Origin of the sequence: Paenibacillus sp. FSL L8-0641 (genome assembly GCF_038006265.1) — a bacterium.
GTDB lineage: Bacteria > Bacillota > Bacilli > Paenibacillales > Paenibacillaceae > Paenibacillus > Paenibacillus polymyxa_D.
The window spans coordinates 39236-58256 of sequence record NZ_JBBOUW010000001.1; the positions used below are offsets into that span (position 1 = coordinate 39236).

Annotated in this window: 18 protein-coding genes; 17 read left to right on the forward strand and 1 reads right to left on the reverse strand. The window is 48.5% G+C overall.

Going from position 1 to position 19021, the window contains the following annotated elements; translation table 11 throughout:
- Window positions 1–21: 21 nt before the first annotated feature.
- A complete protein-coding gene (locus MKY16_RS00190; RefSeq protein WP_013308125.1) occupies window positions 22–975 on the forward strand; it encodes a ribose-phosphate diphosphokinase in 954 nt (317 codons plus the stop codon).
- A gap of 67 nt (window positions 976–1042) precedes the next feature.
- Here the strand turns inward: MKY16_RS00190 and MKY16_RS00195 are convergent, their stop codons facing one another.
- Complete coding sequence (locus tag MKY16_RS00195; protein WP_029519375.1) at window positions 1043–1243, reverse strand: hypothetical protein; 201 nt, start codon at window positions 1241–1243, stop codon at window positions 1043–1045.
- A gap of 196 nt (window positions 1244–1439) precedes the next feature.
- Between MKY16_RS00195 and pth the strand changes: the two genes are divergently transcribed.
- From pth to MKY16_RS00275, 16 genes are all read left to right on the forward strand, one after another.
- Entirely contained in the window at window positions 1440–2000 is a 561-nt protein-coding gene (gene pth / locus MKY16_RS00200; protein WP_029519374.1) for an aminoacyl-tRNA hydrolase, read from the forward strand.
- An 86-nt stretch (window positions 2001–2086) separates the two neighbouring features.
- The gene (locus MKY16_RS00205; RefSeq protein WP_007428020.1) at window positions 2087–2317 is read left to right on the forward strand and encodes an anti-sigma-F factor Fin family protein; all 231 of its coding nucleotides are present in this window, start codon (window positions 2087–2089) and stop codon (window positions 2315–2317) included.
- A gap of 134 nt (window positions 2318–2451) precedes the next feature.
- Window positions 2452–5979, forward strand: coding sequence for a transcription-repair coupling factor (gene mfd / locus MKY16_RS00210; RefSeq protein ID WP_340953564.1), 3528 nt, complete (start codon window positions 2452–2454; stop codon window positions 5977–5979).
- The gene (locus MKY16_RS00215; RefSeq protein WP_340953566.1) at window positions 5963–7081 is read left to right on the forward strand and encodes a peptidylprolyl isomerase; all 1119 of its coding nucleotides are present in this window, start codon (window positions 5963–5965) and stop codon (window positions 7079–7081) included. The genes mfd and MKY16_RS00215 overlap by 17 nt, the downstream gene beginning before the upstream one ends.
- Before the next feature lie 167 nt (window positions 7082–7248).
- Window positions 7249–7791: a stage V sporulation protein T gene (gene spoVT, locus MKY16_RS00220; RefSeq protein ID WP_029519371.1), complete on the forward strand. Its 543-nt coding sequence runs from the start codon at window positions 7249–7251 to the stop codon at window positions 7789–7791.
- A 141-nt stretch (window positions 7792–7932) separates the two neighbouring features.
- Complete coding sequence (locus MKY16_RS00225) at window positions 7933–9591, forward strand: putative polysaccharide biosynthesis protein (protein ID WP_340953573.1); 1659 nt, start codon at window positions 7933–7935, stop codon at window positions 9589–9591.
- 157 nt (window positions 9592–9748) lie between these two features.
- Window positions 9749–11248, forward strand: coding sequence for a nucleoside triphosphate pyrophosphohydrolase (gene mazG, locus MKY16_RS00230; RefSeq protein ID WP_340953576.1), 1500 nt, complete (start codon window positions 9749–9751; stop codon window positions 11246–11248).
- A gap of 333 nt (window positions 11249–11581) precedes the next feature.
- Entirely contained in the window at window positions 11582–11854 is a 273-nt protein-coding gene (locus MKY16_RS00235) for an HU family DNA-binding protein (protein ID WP_007428028.1), read from the forward strand.
- Window positions 11854–12132, forward strand: coding sequence for an RNA-binding S4 domain-containing protein (locus MKY16_RS00240; protein ID WP_016818913.1), 279 nt, complete (start codon window positions 11854–11856; stop codon window positions 12130–12132). The genes MKY16_RS00235 and MKY16_RS00240 overlap by 1 nt, the downstream gene beginning before the upstream one ends.
- A 179-nt stretch (window positions 12133–12311) precedes the next feature.
- Entirely contained in the window at window positions 12312–12596 is a 285-nt protein-coding gene (yabP, locus tag MKY16_RS00245; RefSeq protein ID WP_025721693.1) for a sporulation protein YabP, read from the forward strand.
- Window positions 12593–13171: a spore cortex biosynthesis protein YabQ gene (yabQ, locus tag MKY16_RS00250; RefSeq protein ID WP_029514620.1), complete on the forward strand. Its 579-nt coding sequence runs from the start codon at window positions 12593–12595 to the stop codon at window positions 13169–13171. The genes yabP and yabQ overlap by 4 nt, the downstream gene beginning before the upstream one ends.
- Window positions 13172–13175: 4 nt before the next feature.
- Window positions 13176–13505, forward strand: coding sequence for an FtsB family cell division protein (locus MKY16_RS00255; RefSeq protein WP_029514621.1), 330 nt, complete (start codon window positions 13176–13178; stop codon window positions 13503–13505).
- Between the two features lie 123 nt (window positions 13506–13628).
- Window positions 13629–14153 (forward strand): S1 domain-containing RNA-binding protein, encoded by a 525-nt coding sequence (locus MKY16_RS00260; protein WP_014279051.1) that lies wholly within the window; start codon window positions 13629–13631, stop codon window positions 14151–14153.
- Between the two features lie 505 nt (window positions 14154–14658).
- Window positions 14659–17166 (forward strand): stage II sporulation protein E, encoded by a 2508-nt coding sequence (gene spoIIE / locus MKY16_RS00265; RefSeq protein WP_081317563.1) that lies wholly within the window; start codon window positions 14659–14661, stop codon window positions 17164–17166.
- A 126-nt stretch (window positions 17167–17292) separates the two neighbouring features.
- On the forward strand, window positions 17293–18042 hold the full coding sequence (locus tag MKY16_RS00270) for a VWA domain-containing protein (RefSeq protein WP_029514624.1): 750 nt from the start codon (window positions 17293–17295) through the stop codon (window positions 18040–18042).
- A complete protein-coding gene (locus MKY16_RS00275; protein ID WP_023986445.1) occupies window positions 18026–18964 on the forward strand; it encodes a protein kinase domain-containing protein in 939 nt (312 codons plus the stop codon). The genes MKY16_RS00270 and MKY16_RS00275 overlap by 17 nt, the downstream gene beginning before the upstream one ends.
- Window positions 18965–19021: the final 57 nt, after the last annotated feature.

Consider the following 19021-nt stretch of genomic DNA (forward strand, 5'->3'; position numbering starts at 1 on the left):
CAGCACGGAGGGTTTCTATTAATGACTTATTGCGATTCCAAACTCAAAATATTTACTTGTAACTCCAATCCGAAGTTAGCCCACCAGATTGCGGACTACATCGGCATCCCAATGGGGGAATCCCATACCACATCGTTTAGTGACGGTGAAATCCAGGTTAAGCTGTCAGAAAGCGTACGCGGCTGCCATGTGTATATTGTGCAGTCAACTTGTCTGCCGGTTAACGACAACTTGATGGAGTTATTGGTTATGATTGATGCACTTAAACGCGCTTCTGCCAAAAGTATCAATGTCGTTATGCCATATTACGGTTACGCTCGTCAGGATCGTAAAGCTCGTTCACGCGATCCGATTACAGCGAAACTTGTCGCTAACTTGATTGAAAAGGCGGGGGCTCACCGCGTAATCAGTATGGATTTGCATGCGATGCAGATTCAGGGATTCTTTGATATTCCAGTGGATCATATGCTGGGAGCACCAATTCTGGCCCAATATTTCCGTTCCAAGCAAATTGAGAACCCGATTGTCGTTTCACCCGATCATGGCGGGGTTGTTCGTGCGCGCAAGCTGGCGGACTTCCTGAGTGCACCGCTTGCTATTATTGATAAGCGTCGTCCAGAGCCAAATGTCAGTGAAGTGATGAACATCATCGGGAACATTGAGGGTAAAACGGCTATTTTAATTGATGATATCATTGATACAGCCGGAACGATTGTATTAGGTGCAAATGCGCTTAAAGAAGGCGGCGTAAAAGATGTGTATGCGTGTTGTACACATGCTGTGCTGTCCGGTCCTGCTATGGAAAGACTGGAGAATTCGCCATTAAAAGAGGTGGTTGTGACGGATACAATCCCGATCGTTCACCCGAATCCGACAAGCAAGCTGAAGGTATTGTCTGTGGCTCCATTAATGGGAGAAGCTATCATCCGTGTGCATGAAGAATTGTCGATCAGCAAACTGTTTGAAATCGAATAAGCGCTGGCTCATTAAAAAGGGGTTGCCTTTTCCATGTGGAAAAGGTAACCCCTATCAGCATGTCAGGCTAAAAGCCTGGGCGAGATATGAATGTGAAACGTTGACGATTGTATAGTGTGTCCTCTATTTCGACGAAATGCTCATTAAAACGCGCAACGATGCCAATCTGGATATGTACATTCCCGTCATAAACCTGGACAGGAACGGAATGTTTTAAATGATATAGAAAATGGCTGTCATATAAGAGGATATCACCTTGATTGAGCATACCGGCACGCACCTTCCTATTCATAACAGGATTTTGCAAAATTCGATTCCAGTCGCTCCAAAGTGCAATATATAGACGAACTAGACCATTTCGATCTATATATTGTTCATTGAAAGTCGCTTATTAGATTTTTGCAAAATCCTCAATACAACTATTTTACCAAAAAATCCAGACTGTGAAAGAGGGTGTCAAGGTTATGAAGTGGATTGTAGGATTGGGCAACCCCGGTCCCCAATACGAGAAAACGAGACATAATGTCGGATTTATGGCATTGGATGCTCTTGCCTCGCGTCATAACATCCAGATTAACCAAAGCAAATGCAAGGCGTTGATTGGAGAGGGCCACATTGGTGGCGTGAAAACTGTACTGATTAAGCCAATGACCTATATGAATCTATCAGGCGAGTCTCTACGTGCTTATATGGACTATTATAAGGCCGATATGGAAGATCTGGTTGTCGTGTACGATGACCTGGATACAGAAGTCGGTAAAATAAGATTGCGTTATCAAGGTAGCGCAGGCGGCCATAACGGCATTAAATCGATCATTCAACATACCGGCACGCAGTCCTTCAATCGGATTCGCATGGGCATTTCCCGCCCGGAGCCTGGACATGCTATTGTCGATTATGTTCTAGGTACCTTTCCAAAGAAGGAAAAAGAATTGCTGGCCGGAATGATCGAGGACACGTGCAACGCCTTAGAATACAGCTTGAGTCATCCGTTTGAACGGACGATGGCTGAATTCAACAAGTAAGTTTAGACGTAGGCAGACGGGCTTAAATGGAAGATTGTTGGACATACTGAAAGGTATAGAAAACTTTCAGGAGGCATATACATTACATGGTTGTTAATTATGTATGCAGACATTGTCGAACTTTCTTGGGACGAATTGATTCCGCGGCAATAACCGAAGAAAGGTTAGGCTTCCATTCCTTGACCCCTGCCGAACGTAGAGATATAATAGCGTATAATTCGGGCGGTGAAGTGACCGTCAAAGTCATTTGCGAGCATTGCAGTCAGGCACTGGAGAATAATCCAGAGCTGAGTCTGCTCGTTAATCCGCTCCAATAACAGGTATTCAACTGGTCCGATGTACCAGCTTGAGAGGTGAAGCGGCAATTCCGCTTATGGAGCCTTGGCAGCATTGCTGAGGCTTCTTTTTCGGTTTACATGTAACTATTTATAAGCATAAAGGGGTGCCTTTTTTGTTACAAGCACTTATTCAGGCTTTTACGAAGGATGCTGATTATGCATCCATTGCAGCAGGCATATCATCAGGGATGAAGGAACAACTGATATCAGGTTTATCAGGCTCTTCCCGACAGGTACTGATGGCCGCGCTTGCCGAAGATACCGGACGACCGTTAATGGTCATGACGCACAATATGTTTGCCGCTCAAAAAATAGCAGATGACTTACAGGAAGCGCTTTCCCCTGATCAGGTTTTATTGTATCCTGCCAATGAGCTGGTAGCTGCTGAAGCAGCCATATCCAGTCCAGAGACCTTATCCCAACGAATTGATGTATTGATACGCTGCGCCCAGGGTTTTCGTGGGATTGTTGTCGTGCCGTTTTCTGGTGTTCGACGTTTATTGCCAATGGCGGAAACATGGCGTGAGGCTCGTATTGAGCTGAAAGAAGGCGAAACAATTCAGCTGGAAGCGTTTTTGCTACATATGGTCGAGATGGGATACCAGCGTGTAGAGCGTGTGGAATCACGTGGAGAGATGAGCGTACGTGGAGGAATTATTGATTTTTATCCAATGACAACCCGTTGGGGCTATCGTGTGGAGCTGTTTGACGATGAAATTGATTCGATCCGTAAGTTTGATCCGCAAGATCAGCGCTCGGTGGAAAAGGTTCAGGCCGTTACTGTAACGCCGTGTAAGGAAGTTATTGCGAATAACCAGCGTATGGATCAGGCGGCAGATGCCGCTGCTATTTTGTTGGAGGAGCAGCTGGGCAAAATGACGGATCGTCAAGCTAAGCAGCATCTGAAAGAAGAGATCCATCGTGAAATTGAGTTGCTGCGAGAGCATGTGTATTTTGACGAAATCTATAAATATATCTCCCTGCTGTATCCTGAACGTAAAACCCTGGCAGATTATATGCCGGAAGATACGATTCTGATTATTGACGAACCGGCGCGTATGCTGGAAACAGCCAAGCAACTGGAACGGGATGAGTCAGAATGGAATCTGCATTTGCTTCAAAACGGTAAAACGTTACCGCAGCTAGAACTGTCAGACGACGCGGACAATCTGCTGTACAACCGGAGATTTCAGACGTTGTTCCTGTCGATTTTCCTCCGTCAGGTTCCTCATACCCAGCCGCAAAATATTTTGAACTTCATCTGCCGAGGCATGCAGGATTTCCATGGCCAAATGAATGTGCTCAAGGCGGAGATGGATCGTTGGCGCAAAGCTGGCACACAGGTTATGATGCTGGCGAGTGGAGATGAACGTCTGGACCGGATGCGCCGAGTGCTTGAGGATTATGGTATTGATGAGCCGACGATGGCTATCGGCAATCTGCAAAGCGGTTTTGAAATGCCATCTATTCACCTGGCGGTCATTACCGAGGGTGAAATGTTTTCTCAGAAGCAGCGGAAAGCTCGTAAGCAGGGCCGCCATGTGGACAATGCAGAGCGAATTAAGAGCTATAGCGAGCTGAAGGTGGGCGACTACGTCGTACACCAAAATCACGGGATCGGGAAGTACATGGGGATCGGCACGCTGGAGGTTGGCGGTATCCATAAGGATTACATGCATGTCCTCTACGCGGGTGGAGATAAGCTGTCAGTGCCGATTGAACAAATTGATTTGATTCAGAAATATGTTGGCTCAGAGGACAAGGAACCCAAGATTTATAAACTGGGTGGCAATGAGTGGACACGGGTTAAAAGTAAGGTGCGCAGCTCGGTTCAGGATATTGCGGATGACTTGATCAAGCTATATGCAGAACGACAGTCGGCACCAGGGTTTGCTTTTGAAAAGGATTCACCGGAGCAACAAGAGTTTGAGGATATGTTCCCGTATGATGAGACACGTGACCAGATTCGGGCCATCGAAGAGATTAAGAAGGACATGGAGCAGAGCCGCCCGATGGATCGTTTGCTATGCGGTGATGTAGGTTACGGCAAAACTGAAGTTGCGATTCGTGCTGCTTTTAAGTCTGCTATTGAAGGCAAACAAGTAGCGGTGCTGGTACCGACGACGATTTTGGCACAGCAACACTATGAGACGTTCCGTGAACGTTTTTCAGGGTATCCGTTCAATATTCAGGTATTGAGCCGTTTCCGCTCGCGCAAAGAGCAGAATGAAACGATTAAAGGGGTCCGGCAAGGCACGGTCGATATTGTCATTGGTACCCATCGTCTGTTGTCGCAGGATCTGGTGTTTAAGGATTTGGGAATGCTGATTGTCGATGAAGAACAGCGATTCGGCGTAACCCACAAGGAAAAGCTGAAGAAGCTGAAAACGAACGTAGATGTGCTGACGTTAACGGCAACACCTATTCCGCGTACGTTGCATATGTCCATGCTGGGTGTACGTGACTTGTCAGTCATTGAGACGCCACCGGAAAACCGTTTTCCAGTGCAAACGTATGTGGTTGAGCATAGCCAGACTCTAGTCCGTGAGGCCATTGAACGCGAGATGGCACGCGGAGGGCAGGTGTACTATCTGTATAATCGTGTGCAGGGTATTCAGGAGATGGCTGCAGAGATCAATGCGCTCGTACCGGAGGCCAAGGTGGGCGTGGGTCATGGACAAATGTCCGAAACCGAACTGGAGAAAACTATTTTGGATTTCCTGGATGGCGAATATGATGTGCTGGTCAGCACCAGCATTATTGAAACTGGCGTGGATATTCCCAATGTGAATACACTCATTGTGCATGATGCCGATAAAATGGGGCTTTCCCAGCTTTATCAGCTGCGTGGGCGTGTAGGTCGTTCCAATCGGATTGCCTATGCTTATTTCACGTACCAGCGGGATAAGGTGCTCACGGAAGTGGCGGAGAAGCGCCTTCAGTCGATTAAAGAATTTACGGAGCTGGGCTCCGGCTTTAAGATTGCAATGCGTGATTTGTCCATCCGTGGCGCGGGTAACTTGCTTGGCGCTGAGCAGCATGGATTCATCGCATCCGTCGGCTTTGATCTTTACTCGCAGATGCTGGCTGAGGAAATTAATAAACGTAAAGTCAGCGTACTTGGAGAAGAGGATCAGTCCAATCGGAATTGGAGTACGTCGATTGATTTAGGCGTCGATGCTTACCTGCCGGGTGACTATATTTATGACAGCATCCAGAAAATTGAGATTTATAAAAAGGTTGCAGCGGTCAGTACCTTTGACGAGGCTTCTGAACTGGAGGATGAACTGGTCGACCGATTTGGCGATCTGCCAGAGGCTGTGTCTCATTTGCTAGCCGTGGCCCGTCTCAAGGTATATGGACGCATGTATGGCATCGAGTCCATGGTACAACGGGATGACAATATCGTGTTGAAATTCCATGAAGGGCGCCAGCAGGCGGTACAGACCGCCAAACTTGCCGAGATTGGCAATCGCTTTGAAAGACGTGTACAATTTGAACAGGGCACTTCTATGAGCGCACGCATAAAGGGTAAAGGTCTAAGTGATCCACAGTTGTTAGAACTGCTGGAACAATTTTTGAGTGCATTGAAAGAAGCATTCACATTGAAGGAGGAACTGCAAAATGCCACAACTAAATAAAAGAAAACCTTGGAGAATGCTCTCCTTGGGAATGGCAGCGCTGCTAGCTATATCCGTTCTGGCAGCATGTACGAAGCAAGCGGATGAGAACAAGGTCAAGGATGAACCGAAGGACAACAGCAAGGTTGTCGTGACCTATAAGGGTGGAACGATTACCGAAAATGAGTTCAACCAAGAAATCAGTATGATGAAATTCCTGTACCCAGAGTATGAGGCTGCGTTAGCTTCGGATCAGGTACGAGAGCAAATTGTAAAGCAGGAAGTGGTGTACAAGCTTCTGGCGGCTAAAGCGGACGACAAAGCCAAGGAGCAGGGTGCCAAAGAAGGGAACGAACAACTAGAGCAGTACAAAAAGTCAGTCGGAGAAGATAAGTTCAAGACATTTCTGAGTGATAAAAAACTGACCGAACAAGGTGTGAAAGATTACTTCACGCGTGTAATGACGGTAATCAACAGCGAAACTAACAAAGTAACAGATGATCAGCTAAAACAGGAATTTGAGAAAAATAAAGATCAATTCACGACAGCAACCGTGCGTCATGTATTGATTAACTTCCAAGATCCTAAAACAAAGAAACAGCGCAAAAAAGAGGATGCCCTCAAGCTGGCGAAAGAAGTGAAGGCGAAGCTGGACGGAGGAGCGGATTTTGCGACGATTGCCAAGAAATTTTCAGAAGACCCAGGTTCTGCGTCTAACGGAGGTCTGTATGAGAATGCATCCGTAGCGCAATGGGTACCTGCCTTTAAAGAGGCCGCTGAGACCCAACCGATTAACAAAATCGGTGAGCCGGTGGAAACGGAATACGGATATCACGTGATCAAAGTGGAGTCCCGCAATGAGCCAACGTTTGATAAATTGAAAGACAACGAAAAGGCTGCCCTGAAAAATAAATTGGCCGGGGAAAGTATCCAAAACTTTACCGAAAATGATTTGACGAAACTTGATTTGAAAATCAATCTGCCGAAGGTACCAGCTACGCAAGAGAAAAGCGGTGCAACTTCCGGTGCCGGTAGCACAACTACACCGGGCGCAACAACAAACGGTACGGGCGATGCCAAGGCAGGAACGGCCAAAGATGGAGCTACAAACGAAGGTAAATAACTGAACATGCATAAGGAATTGGGAACAGATGAATACTATGGTCAGATATCACCATAAACACCATGACCGTGACGTTCTTCGTGACCGCTTCTGGGGGAGTGGAAGCGTCTTTCGATACCGTCAGTAGTTTACTAAATTCTTCTTGAGAAAGTGGGGCAACATGTGAAATGAAAGCTACTGGTATAGTTCGCCGTATTGATGACCTTGGGCGGGTAGTTATTCCAAAGGAAATTCGCCGCACCTTGAGAATTCGTGAAGGAGATCCGCTTGAGATTTTTGTGGATCGTGACGGAGAAGTCATTTTGAAAAAGTATTCACCTATTGGTGAACTTGGTGATTTCGCCAAAGAATATGCTGAGTCCCTGTTTGAAAGCACGGGCCATATTACAATGATTACCGATCGGGACACCATTATTACGGTGGCTGGAGGCTCTAAAAAAGAGTTTCTGGACAAGCCAATCGGTAGCATTATCGAAGGTAGTATGGATAATCGCAAAACTGTGCTGGAGACAGCCAGCGGCTCTTATGAGCTAACGCGAGACCACGAAGAAACACTCTCGTCCTTTGTGGCGGCTCCCATTGTTTCCGGTGGTGATCCCATTGGTTCCGTTGTATTGTTGAACAAGGACGAAAATGTAAAAATGTCCGAAATGGAGGTCAAAATGGCTGAAACAGCCGCTGGCTTCCTGGGCAAACAAATGGAACAGTAACATCCCGTTTCACCCCTGTATGACGTACAGAATGGCGAAAGCCGTCCTACGTTGCACAGGGTTTTTTTTCTTTCCGTGAGAAGAGGCGGTATAATAGGACTCGGGTAAGATGCATATTTCAGGTGGGAGTGGAGACGGAGAATGCAGGAAAATCGCGCCGCTTCGCGGCTGCTACGAGGTGCTGTCATTTTGACACTAGCAGCGGTAGCGAGCAAGCTGATCGGCACAGTGCAAAAAATCCCGCTGCAGAATATCGGCGGCGACGGCGTGTTTGGCATTTATAATACGGTTTATCCTTTTTATACGCTGTTCATTACCATTGCAGCTGCTGGATTTCCGGCTGCAATATCCAAATTTGTAGCTGAGTTTGAGGCAGTGGGAAACCGAGCAGCGGGGCAACGTGTTGCTCGGTTATCTTCGCTTGTCTTGGGTGTCTTCGGATTGATCCTGGGCGTGCTGATGTATACGTGTGCGCCGCTCATTGGTCAATGGATCGACAATGCTCACGTCATTCCGTCGGTGAGGGCGGCGGCGTTTGCCTTTTTGTTCGTGCCGGTTATGGCGGGACTGAGAGGATATTTTCAAGGTTTGCAAAATATGCTTCCGACTGCTGTTTCCCAAGTGACGGAGCAGGCGATACGAGTAAGCGTGATGATTATACTGTTGCTGCTCATGCTGTCACAAGGAGCGGGAGCAGATATGATTGCTGCCGGAGCCGTGTTTGGTTCAGCAGCAGGTGGAGCAGCGGGCTTGGTCGTCATGTTGCTATATTGGCGAAATCACAGGAAGAGGCTTAGAAGGCAAGGGACGGTCATGGCGACAGTGCAAGCACAAACTGGAGAGCTACACCCAGCGGAAAGCAACGGTGCCTTGTTAAAGGCGCTGCTGCGTTATGCCCTGCCTGTTTGCCTTGGAGCGCTAGCCGTTCCGTTAATTAGCCTAGTAGACACATTTACTGTACCTCGCTTGTTAAAGCAGGAGGGGTTGGACGATACTGCGGTTATGGTGGCCTTTGGCGTGTATAACCGAGGTCTGCCGCTGGTACAGCTAGTCATGATGTTTGCCACCACCCTGTCGGCATTATTCATTCCATCGCTGGCTGAGGCCCGGGTAACCGGCGGTACGGAACTGGCACGTTGCCAGTGCGAGCAATCGCTGCGCTGGTTTTGGCTACTGGGACTGGCCGCTGCGACAGGCTTGATCGTGCTGGCTGTGCCCGTCAATGTGATGCTGTATGCGGACGACACCGGCAGCGGGGTCATGCGCTGGATGGCGCTAACCGCCGTAGGCGGCACGCTCAGCATCATCTCGGCTGCGCTGCTGCAAGGGCTTGGCGCAGTTCGCGCGCCGGCTCTGGCGATGCTCGCGGCTGCAGTAGCCAAGGCGCTGCTAAACTGGCTGCTCGTGCCGCAGCTAGGCACGGCTGGAGCCGCCATTGCGGGGGCTGTCGCCTATCTGCTGGCGGCAGTGATCAACATCGTGCTGCTGGCTCGCTTGGTAGGCCTGCGCGCGAGCTGGTCCGCCAGCGTGCTCAAGCCGGCGGCGCTGCTTATCGCCCTGGCTGGTGCGGCCGGGGCAGCGATGTGGGGCACCAGCGCTGTGCTGGGTGCCTTGGGGTGGGCTGCCGAAGGTCGTGCCACGGCAGCCGTGGAGAGCCTGCTGGGTGTAGCCGCAGGCGCCGCAGTGTTCGTGATCGGCCTCGCACGCTTGAGGCTGATCACGGAAGCCGAGCTTGTGGCGGTGCCCAAGCTCGGACGCCCGCTGGCAGCCGTGCTGCGCAGGCTACGTGTACTGGCTTAGCCAGGCATACGGCTTACGGCGTGAATCGGCACAACCATTTTATGAGCCTATACCACTTTGTGGTATAGTAAATGCCAAAGCAAAGGAAGCGGAAGCGGGGTTAGGCCGTGTATTTTTCCGAGCATGAACCTTGTTTCTGCGAAACGGAGGATGGGATATGAGCGTAACATTAACGGTCGTAGGTCTGGGCTCGGGAGATCCGGATCAGCTTACGATAGGGATATTGAACAAAATGCGGGGCGCTTCAGCGCTGTATCTGCGGACCAAGGAGCATCCTGCGGTTCAAGTGCTGAATGAGTTTGAAGTGGCTTTTGAGTCGTTTGACGAGGTATATGAGACAAAGGGGTCTTTTCCAGAGGTATACGAGGAAATTACCAGCCAATTGATTACGACGGCTGCTAAGGCGGCAGACGGAAGCGAAATCGTCTATGCGGTTCCCGGTCACCCGATGGTGGCAGAAGCAGCGGTGCAGTTGCTTAAGGAGCGTTGTCCTGCGCAAGGGATTGAACTGAATATTCTAGGGGGCGAAAGTTTCCTGGATGAAGCTTTTGTGCGTCTTGGTTTTGATCCGATTGAGGGCTTTCAGTTGTTGGACGCAGGTACACTGGATGCCAGCTGGCTCCAGCCTCAGCTGCATACGCTGATCGGACAGGTGTATGACACCTTTACGGCTTCTGATGTGAAGCTGTGCCTGATGGAGCGGTATCCTGACGATTATGAGGTATATGTCGGTCACGCCCTTGGGGTAGAAGGGGAGGAAGCGGTGCACAAGGTACCGCTGTACGAGCTGGATCGAGTAGAGGGCTACGGGAACCTATCCTTGGTATACATACCTCGCAGTGAAGATGAGACGCTGAAACGGCGTTCTTTTGACCGTCTACACGAGATTGTCGATATTTTGCGCAGCCCGGAAGGCTGTCCTTGGGATCGTGAACAGACACATCAGTCGATTCGCAAAAATCTGATCGAAGAAACGTATGAAGTCATCGAAACGATAGATGAGGACGACCCTGAGCATATGAAGGAAGAGCTGGGCGATCTGTTGTTGCAAATTTTGCTGCATGCCCAAATGGAAGAGGAAGTCGGAACCTTCAATGTGTATGATGTAATTCAGGGGCTGAATGATAAGCTTATTTTTCGTCATCCACATGTATTTGGTGACAATCAAGCGAATGATGCAGAAGAGGCGCTGCAAAACTGGGAGCAGATGAAGGCTGAGGAAAAACGGCTTAAAGGCACGACGGCAGCATACCCTTCTGTACTGGACGGGGTTCCGCGAGATCTGCCTGCTCTTATGAAATCGTACAAGCTCCAGAAGAAAGCAGCTAAAGTGGGCTTTAACTGGGATAGCATTGAGGGCGTATTCGATAAATTGGACGAAGAAGTGGCTGAGCTGAAGGAAGCGGTTCGTGAAGGGCATGCTGTGGAAGCCCAGTTGCTGGAGTTAGGCGATGTGTTGTTTGTTGCCGTGAATGCAGCCCGGTTTATGGGAGTAGACCCGGAAGAGGCATTGTCGGCTACCAATCGCAAATTTGTCGACCGTTTCCAGTATATTGAGCAGAAATTACGCGAGCAGGGACGTCGTCCCGAAGAAAGCAGCGTAGATGAAATGGAGACTTACTGGCAGGAAGCGAAAAAGCTCCTTGGTAAAGCGTGATTCCACATATTCGCTTTTGGCTGCACAGAACAGTAAAATGAGACATATGCAGGGTTGAAAGAAGGCCCAGTTTGAGAGGACTTGCCAATGGGCAGAGTTTTGTAGTAGGATGTTGGCTTAACTGGGGTCGAATAAAAAAACGCCTGTCATTGCAGGATTTTTACGGACAAGCCAGAATAACTTGTAGTAATTCTGAAAATAACTCTAGCTTATAGTTAAGCGTGTTACAGTGACATTCAGAAGGGCTTCGGCCACAGTTGGACCTCACGTCTGCTCCATCAATGGACATGCAGCGTGATGATTATTTTTTGACATTTGGGAGGCTTTTATCTTATGAACAAGACAGATCTGATCAACAATATTTCCAGCAAAAGCGGTTTGAGCAAACGTGACGTTGAAGCTGTATTGAATGGCGTTCTTGGTGAAATTACAGATGCACTCGCTAGCGGTGACAAAGTGCAACTGATCGGCTTTGGTACTTTCGAAACACGCAAGCGTTCCAGCCGTACAGGCCGCAATCCACAAACCGGTAACACGATTGAAATTCCAGAATCGACCGTTCCTGCTTTTAAAGCCGGTAATAAGCTTAAAGAAGCCGTTAACTAATGCGTCTTGATAAATTCTTGAAAGTCTCGCGGCTGATTAAGCGGCGTACGGTAGCCAAGGACGTCTCCGAACAAGGGAGAGTGCTGGTGAACGGACGCGAAGCCAAGCCGAGCAGTGCGGTCAAAGTAGGCGATGAAATTACCGTCCAGTTTGGCCAGAAGCTGGTGACCGTGCGAGTGGAACGGCTCGCCGACACTACACGCAAGGACGAGGCTGCAAGTATGTACACGTTGGTAAAGGAAGAGCCTATTGCCAGGGACAATGGTTTGAACTGGTAAGCAGACATCTGATTTTCTCACAACTGTACATGAAAGCATTCCTTCATTATTTTATGAAGGAGTGCTTTTTTTTCTTTAGATGACGAGTTTTCGTCCATCATATGCTGATTAATAGCAAAAGCGGTTCTAAATCATACGGCCCCCTTCATAAGCTAAGAACAGAAGGAGGGGTACATGCCATGATTGAACAAGGGAAGTCGAAGCACCATGATCTGCGCATGCAAAGCCGCAAGCAACTCGATATTTCAGGCGTCAGCAATGTGGAGAGCTTTGACAGTGAAGAATTTTTGCTTCAGACCGAGCTGGGCCATCTCACCATTCGCGGACAACATTTACATATCAAAAACCTCAGCCTAGAAGAGGGACTGTTGTCCATTGAAGGTCTGATTACTTCCCTCGTCTACCTGGAGCCCGGGGCCCCGGCTAAAAACGGAAAAAGCCTATTCGGCAAGATCTTCAAATGAACCCTTACACGCAATGGCTGACGTTAACGTGGATGCTGGTGTCGGGCATAGCCATGGGAGTGGTGTTTGACAGCTACCGGGTGCTGTCCATCCGCTTTCATTTTGCCCGCTGGAGCGTTCATATATTGGACGTGCTGTACTGGGTGGCCTCGGCTTTGTTTATTTTCCGTGTGCTATACGCGAGTAATCGCGGTGAGCTGCGGTTTTATGTCTTTTTAGGACTACTTTTGGGGGTTTGGCTCTATTTTTGGGCCTTTAGTGTTACAACCCAACGTTTTGTGGTAATGTTATTAGAGATAGTTCGCAGACTGACGTTGATCGTGAACAGCATACTGCGCATCCTGATTGTTCTTCCGGTGTTAGCGCTGTATCGGCTGTTACGCAAGCTAGTCGGATGGACATGGGCACTTATTGTGTTCCTGGGAAGGATGCTGATATACATCCTGATGCCGGTTTGGAAGCCGATCCTATGGCTGATCGGTCCACTTAAAGCGCGCTGGAGGACTCCAGAGTCGCTCGTAAAGCTGGGTATCAGACTGAAAAACACAGCGAAAAGATGGTTTGGAAGGAGGTAGTATCATGCGTAATTCGTCTGTAGATCGCCATTCATCTTCTACGTCCAAGTCCAACGCGGGCGGGCGCAGGCGAATCATGATTTGGTTGCTATCGCTTGCCGCCTTTGGTAGTTGGGCAATTTTTACCTTTTTTTCTCAAGGCATGATTATGGCCGATCGAAATGAACAGCTCATCCAGAAGGAAAAGCAGAAGCAAGCTGCTACACAAACGGAACAACAGCTTCAAACCGAAGTGAATCGTCTCAAGGACCCTGAGTACATTGGCGAGATTGCCAGAAGCAAGTACGGTCTTTACAAACCGGAAGAGACGCCAATCATCGGAGATCAGAAATAGGAACATTATCGGGCCAATGCTTAGTTGACCTTGGTTCCGCCATTTTGTATAATCAAATCACCACAGCGGGATTTTTTTGCAAAAAAATCGGTTGTATATTTTAAGGGAGGATCATTTTATTCTATGGCAATTGAAGTGGGCACCAAGTTAGAGGGCAAAGTGACAGGCATCACGCATTTTGGAGCATTTGTGGATTTGTCTGGAGGTGTCACGGGTCTCGTTCACATCTCGGAAATCGCCGATAACTATGTTAAGGATGTTAACGACCACCTGAAGATTAATGATGTCGTGACGGTGAAAGTCATTAATGTTGACAAAGATGGCAAAATTGGACTTTCCATTAAGCAAACGATTGACAAGCCGGCAAGTGAAGCCCGTCCCCCAAGAGCTCCAAGACCGGAGCGTACAGGAGGACCAGGCGGAGGCGACCGTTTCGGCGGTGGAGGTTCAGGTCCAAGTCAAGGACGCGGTGGTGGTGGCGGTGGTTTCAACCGCGATCGTGGAGGCCGTTCTTTCAAGCCTGCACCGGGTAAACCTTCATTTGAGGATAAAATGTCACGCTTCCTGAAAGATAGTGAGGAACGCATTTCGTCGCTGAAAAAGAACACCGAAGGTAAACGCGGAGGACGCGGCGCGAAGCGTGTTTAATTCACTTTGACAACCGTATCAACCATACACGGAAAACCGTACAGTCGAAAGACTGCTACGGTTTTTTTGCGTTCTACCGACAATAGATGCGACATGCAATGGGTGTGGACGATAAATCCGGTTATCGTTATACATGTATTTTATGAGATTCGCAATTTTGATGAAGACGAGGAAGCATTCGTGCTGGAAAGCGAATGTTTTTTTTGTCGTGAGGACATAATCGTCCGACAAACTCCAACGGTTTTCCGTCTATCTTCTGTGCAAATCGCTAGTCTTGGTCATAGTGATGGACGACATAGAGAGGTCAAGCAAGGAGTTAAGAGACGCAACTTCCATCTGCTTCCATACGGGCGTAGCTTGATGTTCAAGGTGATGCTCTGTCCTTTCGCGCAGAACGTTTTTTTGTCGGAAATTTCTTGGAATAAGACGTGAGGTTCTGACAAACTTTCTCAATCATTCCGGTTTAAGATGGGAACATCAAATTGATGAATGGGGTGCCTGACGCATGATGGAGAAATGGAACGTGGTACATTTTCCGGGGTTAAAATCTAGAAAGTCCAAATCCAAAGAGCGTACGGAAGGTTGGTCTTCCAGACTCAGAAAACGGCTGGATTCACATAAAGTGGTGCAATGGGTAACAGCGCAAAGATGGATGCTGCTATTGTCGGCTATGGGAGTTCTACTGGGACGCGCAACTATTTTGGACGAGCTTTCTCCTTTTGCCCTCGCTTATTTTGCGGTCATTACGTTTCTTCGGCGTGACCTGATGCTGCCTGTAGCTTTATCCGTTGTGTTAGGCAGCCTGTTAGCTCCTTATCCATCGTTATTTATGATTGGTGGTGAGCTACTGGTATTTTATTTCCTGTATCGCGGGTTACGAACCTTCGATCGTCTGGAACTATCCTATGCCCCGCTTATGGTTTTCTTGTCTGTGTTTATGGTCAATTTATTTAACGCCGTGATGGCTCCAACTTTCACATGGTATGAACTTATCATTGTGGGAACGGATGCGGTTCTCAGCTTTATGCTTACGCTGGTATTCACACAGGCCATACCGTTGTTTACGTACCGCAAGAAGACAAGCCAGCTCAAAAATGAGGAAATTTTATGTCTTATTATTTTATTAGCCTCTGTGATGACAGGAGCAGTAGGATGGACTGTTCATTCATTGTCTGTCGATCATGTATTGTCGCGATATTTGGTCTTGGTGTTTGCTTTGGTGGGAGGTGCTTCGCTGGGTGCATCGGTCGGTGTCATTACCGGTTTAATTTTAAGCTTGGCCAATATGTCTGCAATTGTGCAGATGAGTTTACTCGCTTTTGCAGGTTTGCTGGCAGGGATGCTGCGTGAAGGGAAAAAGGGTGCTGTTGCGCTTGGGATGCTGCTAGGCTCCTCCATTCTGACGATCTATTTGGATGGGACCGGAGACGTGCTGACATCAACCTGGGAGAGCTGTGCGGCGATTCTATTATTTTTAATGACCCCAAAAAGTTTCTTTAAAGCGGTTTCTACCTATGTTCCCGGTACGCAGGACCATGCTAAATCTCAGCATGAATATGCCAAAAGGGTCCGCGATCTTACCGCAGAGCGAGTAACGAAGTTTTCCCGTGTATTCAGTCAGCTATCCCGCAGCTTTCACCAGATATCTGCAAGTGAGGGCGCGAAGTCGGATGGTGAAATCGAACACTTTATGAATGCGGTGGCGGAAGGGACATGTGCCTCCTGCTTCAAGTGTGAGCAGTGCTGGGACGGCAAGTTCATGCAAACCCATCAGTATATGACGGAAATGATGAGCGCCATTGAGGATAACCCGGATTTGGAGCCGGAACAGATTCCCCCGCAATGGAGTAAGGCATGTGCTAAAACGGGCGCTGTCCTGCAAGTGATGAAGCAGCAGTATAGCCTCTACCAACATAATATGCAGTGGAAGCGCCAAGTATACGATAGTCGTCAGCTTGTTGCTGACCAGCTATCGGGCGTATCACAAATCATGGAGGATTTAGCGCGAGAAATTCAGCGGGAAGGGCAGACCATGCATCGGCAGGAGGAGCAAATACGGGAGGCTCTTGATAGACTGGGCTTGTCCATCCAATCTATTGAGATTATTAATCTGGATGCAGGTCAGGTAGAAATTGAGATTGTCCATGCCTATACAAGGGGATTTGATGAATGTCGGAAAATCATTGCTCCACTGCTGTCGGACATACTGGACGAGCATATAGCTGTGATGCGCGAAACGGAGGCAGATCGCCGCCAAGGCTTGGCTACAGTCATGTTCGGCTCTGCTAAAACGTATGAGATTGCTACAGGGGTAGCTAGTGCGGCCAAAGGAGGTGATTTTTTCTCAGGAGACAGCTACAGCATGATGGAGCTAGGGAACGGGACTTTTGCAGTCTCCTTAAGCGATGGCATGGGAAACGGAGAGCGCGCGCAGCAAGAGAGCAGTGCAGCACTTAACATTTTGGAGGAATTACTGCAATCGGGTATGGACGAAAAATTGGCGATCAAGTCGGTTAACTCTGTCCTGATGCTGCGATCACCTGAGGAAATGTATGCTACGGTCGATATGGCGCTGATTGATCAGTATACGGCCCAGACAACCTTTATGAAAATTGGGTCTACGCCAAGCTTTATTAAAAGAGGAGAGGAGGTCATTCCCGTATCTGCCAGCAATTTGCCGATTGGCATTATACAGGATATTGAAATTGATTTGGTATCCCTGCAGCTCCAGCCGGGTGATATTCTCATTATGATTACAGACGGTATATACGACTCACCGGGTTATGCGGTTAATAAGGAAATATGGATGAAACGCATGATTCAGGAAATTGAAAGCGAAGATCCACAGCAGTTGGCCGACTGTTTACTAGAAAGGGTTATCCGATACCAACAAAATCAAATCTATGATGATATGACTGTAGTCGTTAGTAAAATAGATCACTTCCGCCCAGAATGGGCAACTCTCCATGTACCTGGTATGAGGTGGTTGGAACGTCCACGGACGGTGAGCTAATCCGACATTGCCCGGGAAATTCCTTATTCGTTTTTAAAAATCCGCATCCTTCGTTTGAATCGTTCCGGATTAGGTAAAGATAGAATCTATCGGGATAGATTAAGAGGAAGCGGAGGTCAAAAAACGATGAAGCAAATTTTGATCATTACAGACGGGTGCTCAAATGTAGGTGTTAGTCCAGTCATGGCGGCTGCCCAAGCTTTACGGGAAGGTATTACAGTGAATGTCGCCGGAGTCATAGATTATGGAACTATTGGCGAGCTTGGCAGCGCGGAGATTCAAGAAATTGCTAAAGCAGGGGGAGGGTTTAGCCAAATCGTTGGGACGAAGCAGTTGGCACAGACCATGCAGATGATGACGCGCAAAACGGTGGTTCAAACCATTCAGCAGGCGGTTAATAGAGAGTTAACGCACATTTTGGGCGAGGGTGGCGCCAAACATATCGGTGAACTTCCTCCGGCAAAACGAGCCCAAGTAGTTGAGGTGATGGATGAGCTGACAGAAACAAGCACCCTGGAGATTGCCTTGCTCATTGATGCAAGTGCGAGCATGAAGCCCAAGCTGCCTGCTGTAGAGGACAGCATTCGCGATTTGCTGCTCAGCTTGCAGTCGAGAAGCGGACACAGCCGTCTATCGGTATTTCATTTCCCAGGCGGCAAAATGGGAGAAGACGCAGTCATGGATATCGGTTGGACCTCTGAGCTTAACCAGATCAAATCGATATTTGGACGCTTACGGATGAAAGGGGCGACGCCGACAGGTCCTGCCATTTTACAAGTGATTGATTATTACCGATATGTTACACTAGGAGAGCAGAAAGATCTGGAAGAATCCTATGGCAAAGGAGAAGGGATGCTCGGTGACTACGTCGTCTGATCCCGTTCTTGCACCCGGAACGGTCATCAAGGGCAAGTGGAAGCGGAGCAGCTATGTCATCCAGCGCTTGCTGGGCCGGGGAGCGAACGGAACTGTATATTTGGTAAAAGAAGCACAGGCCGATCGGCAATTTGCTCTGAAAATGGGGAAGAACACGCTTGATCTGCAATCGGAGATTAATGTGCTGACCACATTGCAGTCTCAGGGCACTCAGGCCGCCCTCCAGCGAAATGGAAATCCTTCCTTTTTGTTTGAGGTGGATGATGTAGTGTTACGCAGCGGAGAGATACCCTTTTATGTTATGCGGTACGTTAAGGGTGATCCACTTCATCGCTTTGTGGCAGCCAAAGGGCCGGAATGGTATGGCGTGGCTGGAACCGGTATACTGAATCGTCTGGCCGATCTCCATCAGGCAGGGTGGGTGTTTGGCGACCTGAAGCCGCAGAATATTTTGGTCAATGCCTATGGAGAGGCTGAATTAATTGACTACGGTGGGGTGTCTCTTGCTGGCCGGAGTGTTAAACAATTTACAGAATGGTATGACAGGGGATTTTGGAATGCTGGCAGCCGAAATGCTGATTCCCAGTATGACCTGTTTGCCTTCGCTCTTCTAACGATTCATATATTGGAGAGCGAATCGTTAAAGGCGGCTGCCAGCAGGCTACCACAGTTGCGTAATACGGCAGAATTGACGGTCATCATTCGCCGCAGCCGTGTATTACGTCCCTATGCCGAATGGCTACTGGGTGCAGTGCGTGGAGAATATTCCGATACTCGTGCAGCGGCCCGATCTTGGTCACGTTTGGCTTCCGCACATGTCAGGCAATCGTCGGTCAAAAGAGGGAATCCACGCTGGCTGGGATATGCTTTCACGGTATCGCTTTTGCTGCTTGCCGGAGCGCTCTGGATTGCGTTAAGGTAGCAGCATGACTTACATAAGATAACAGATGATCATCATTTTTACGGTAGGGAGAAAAGA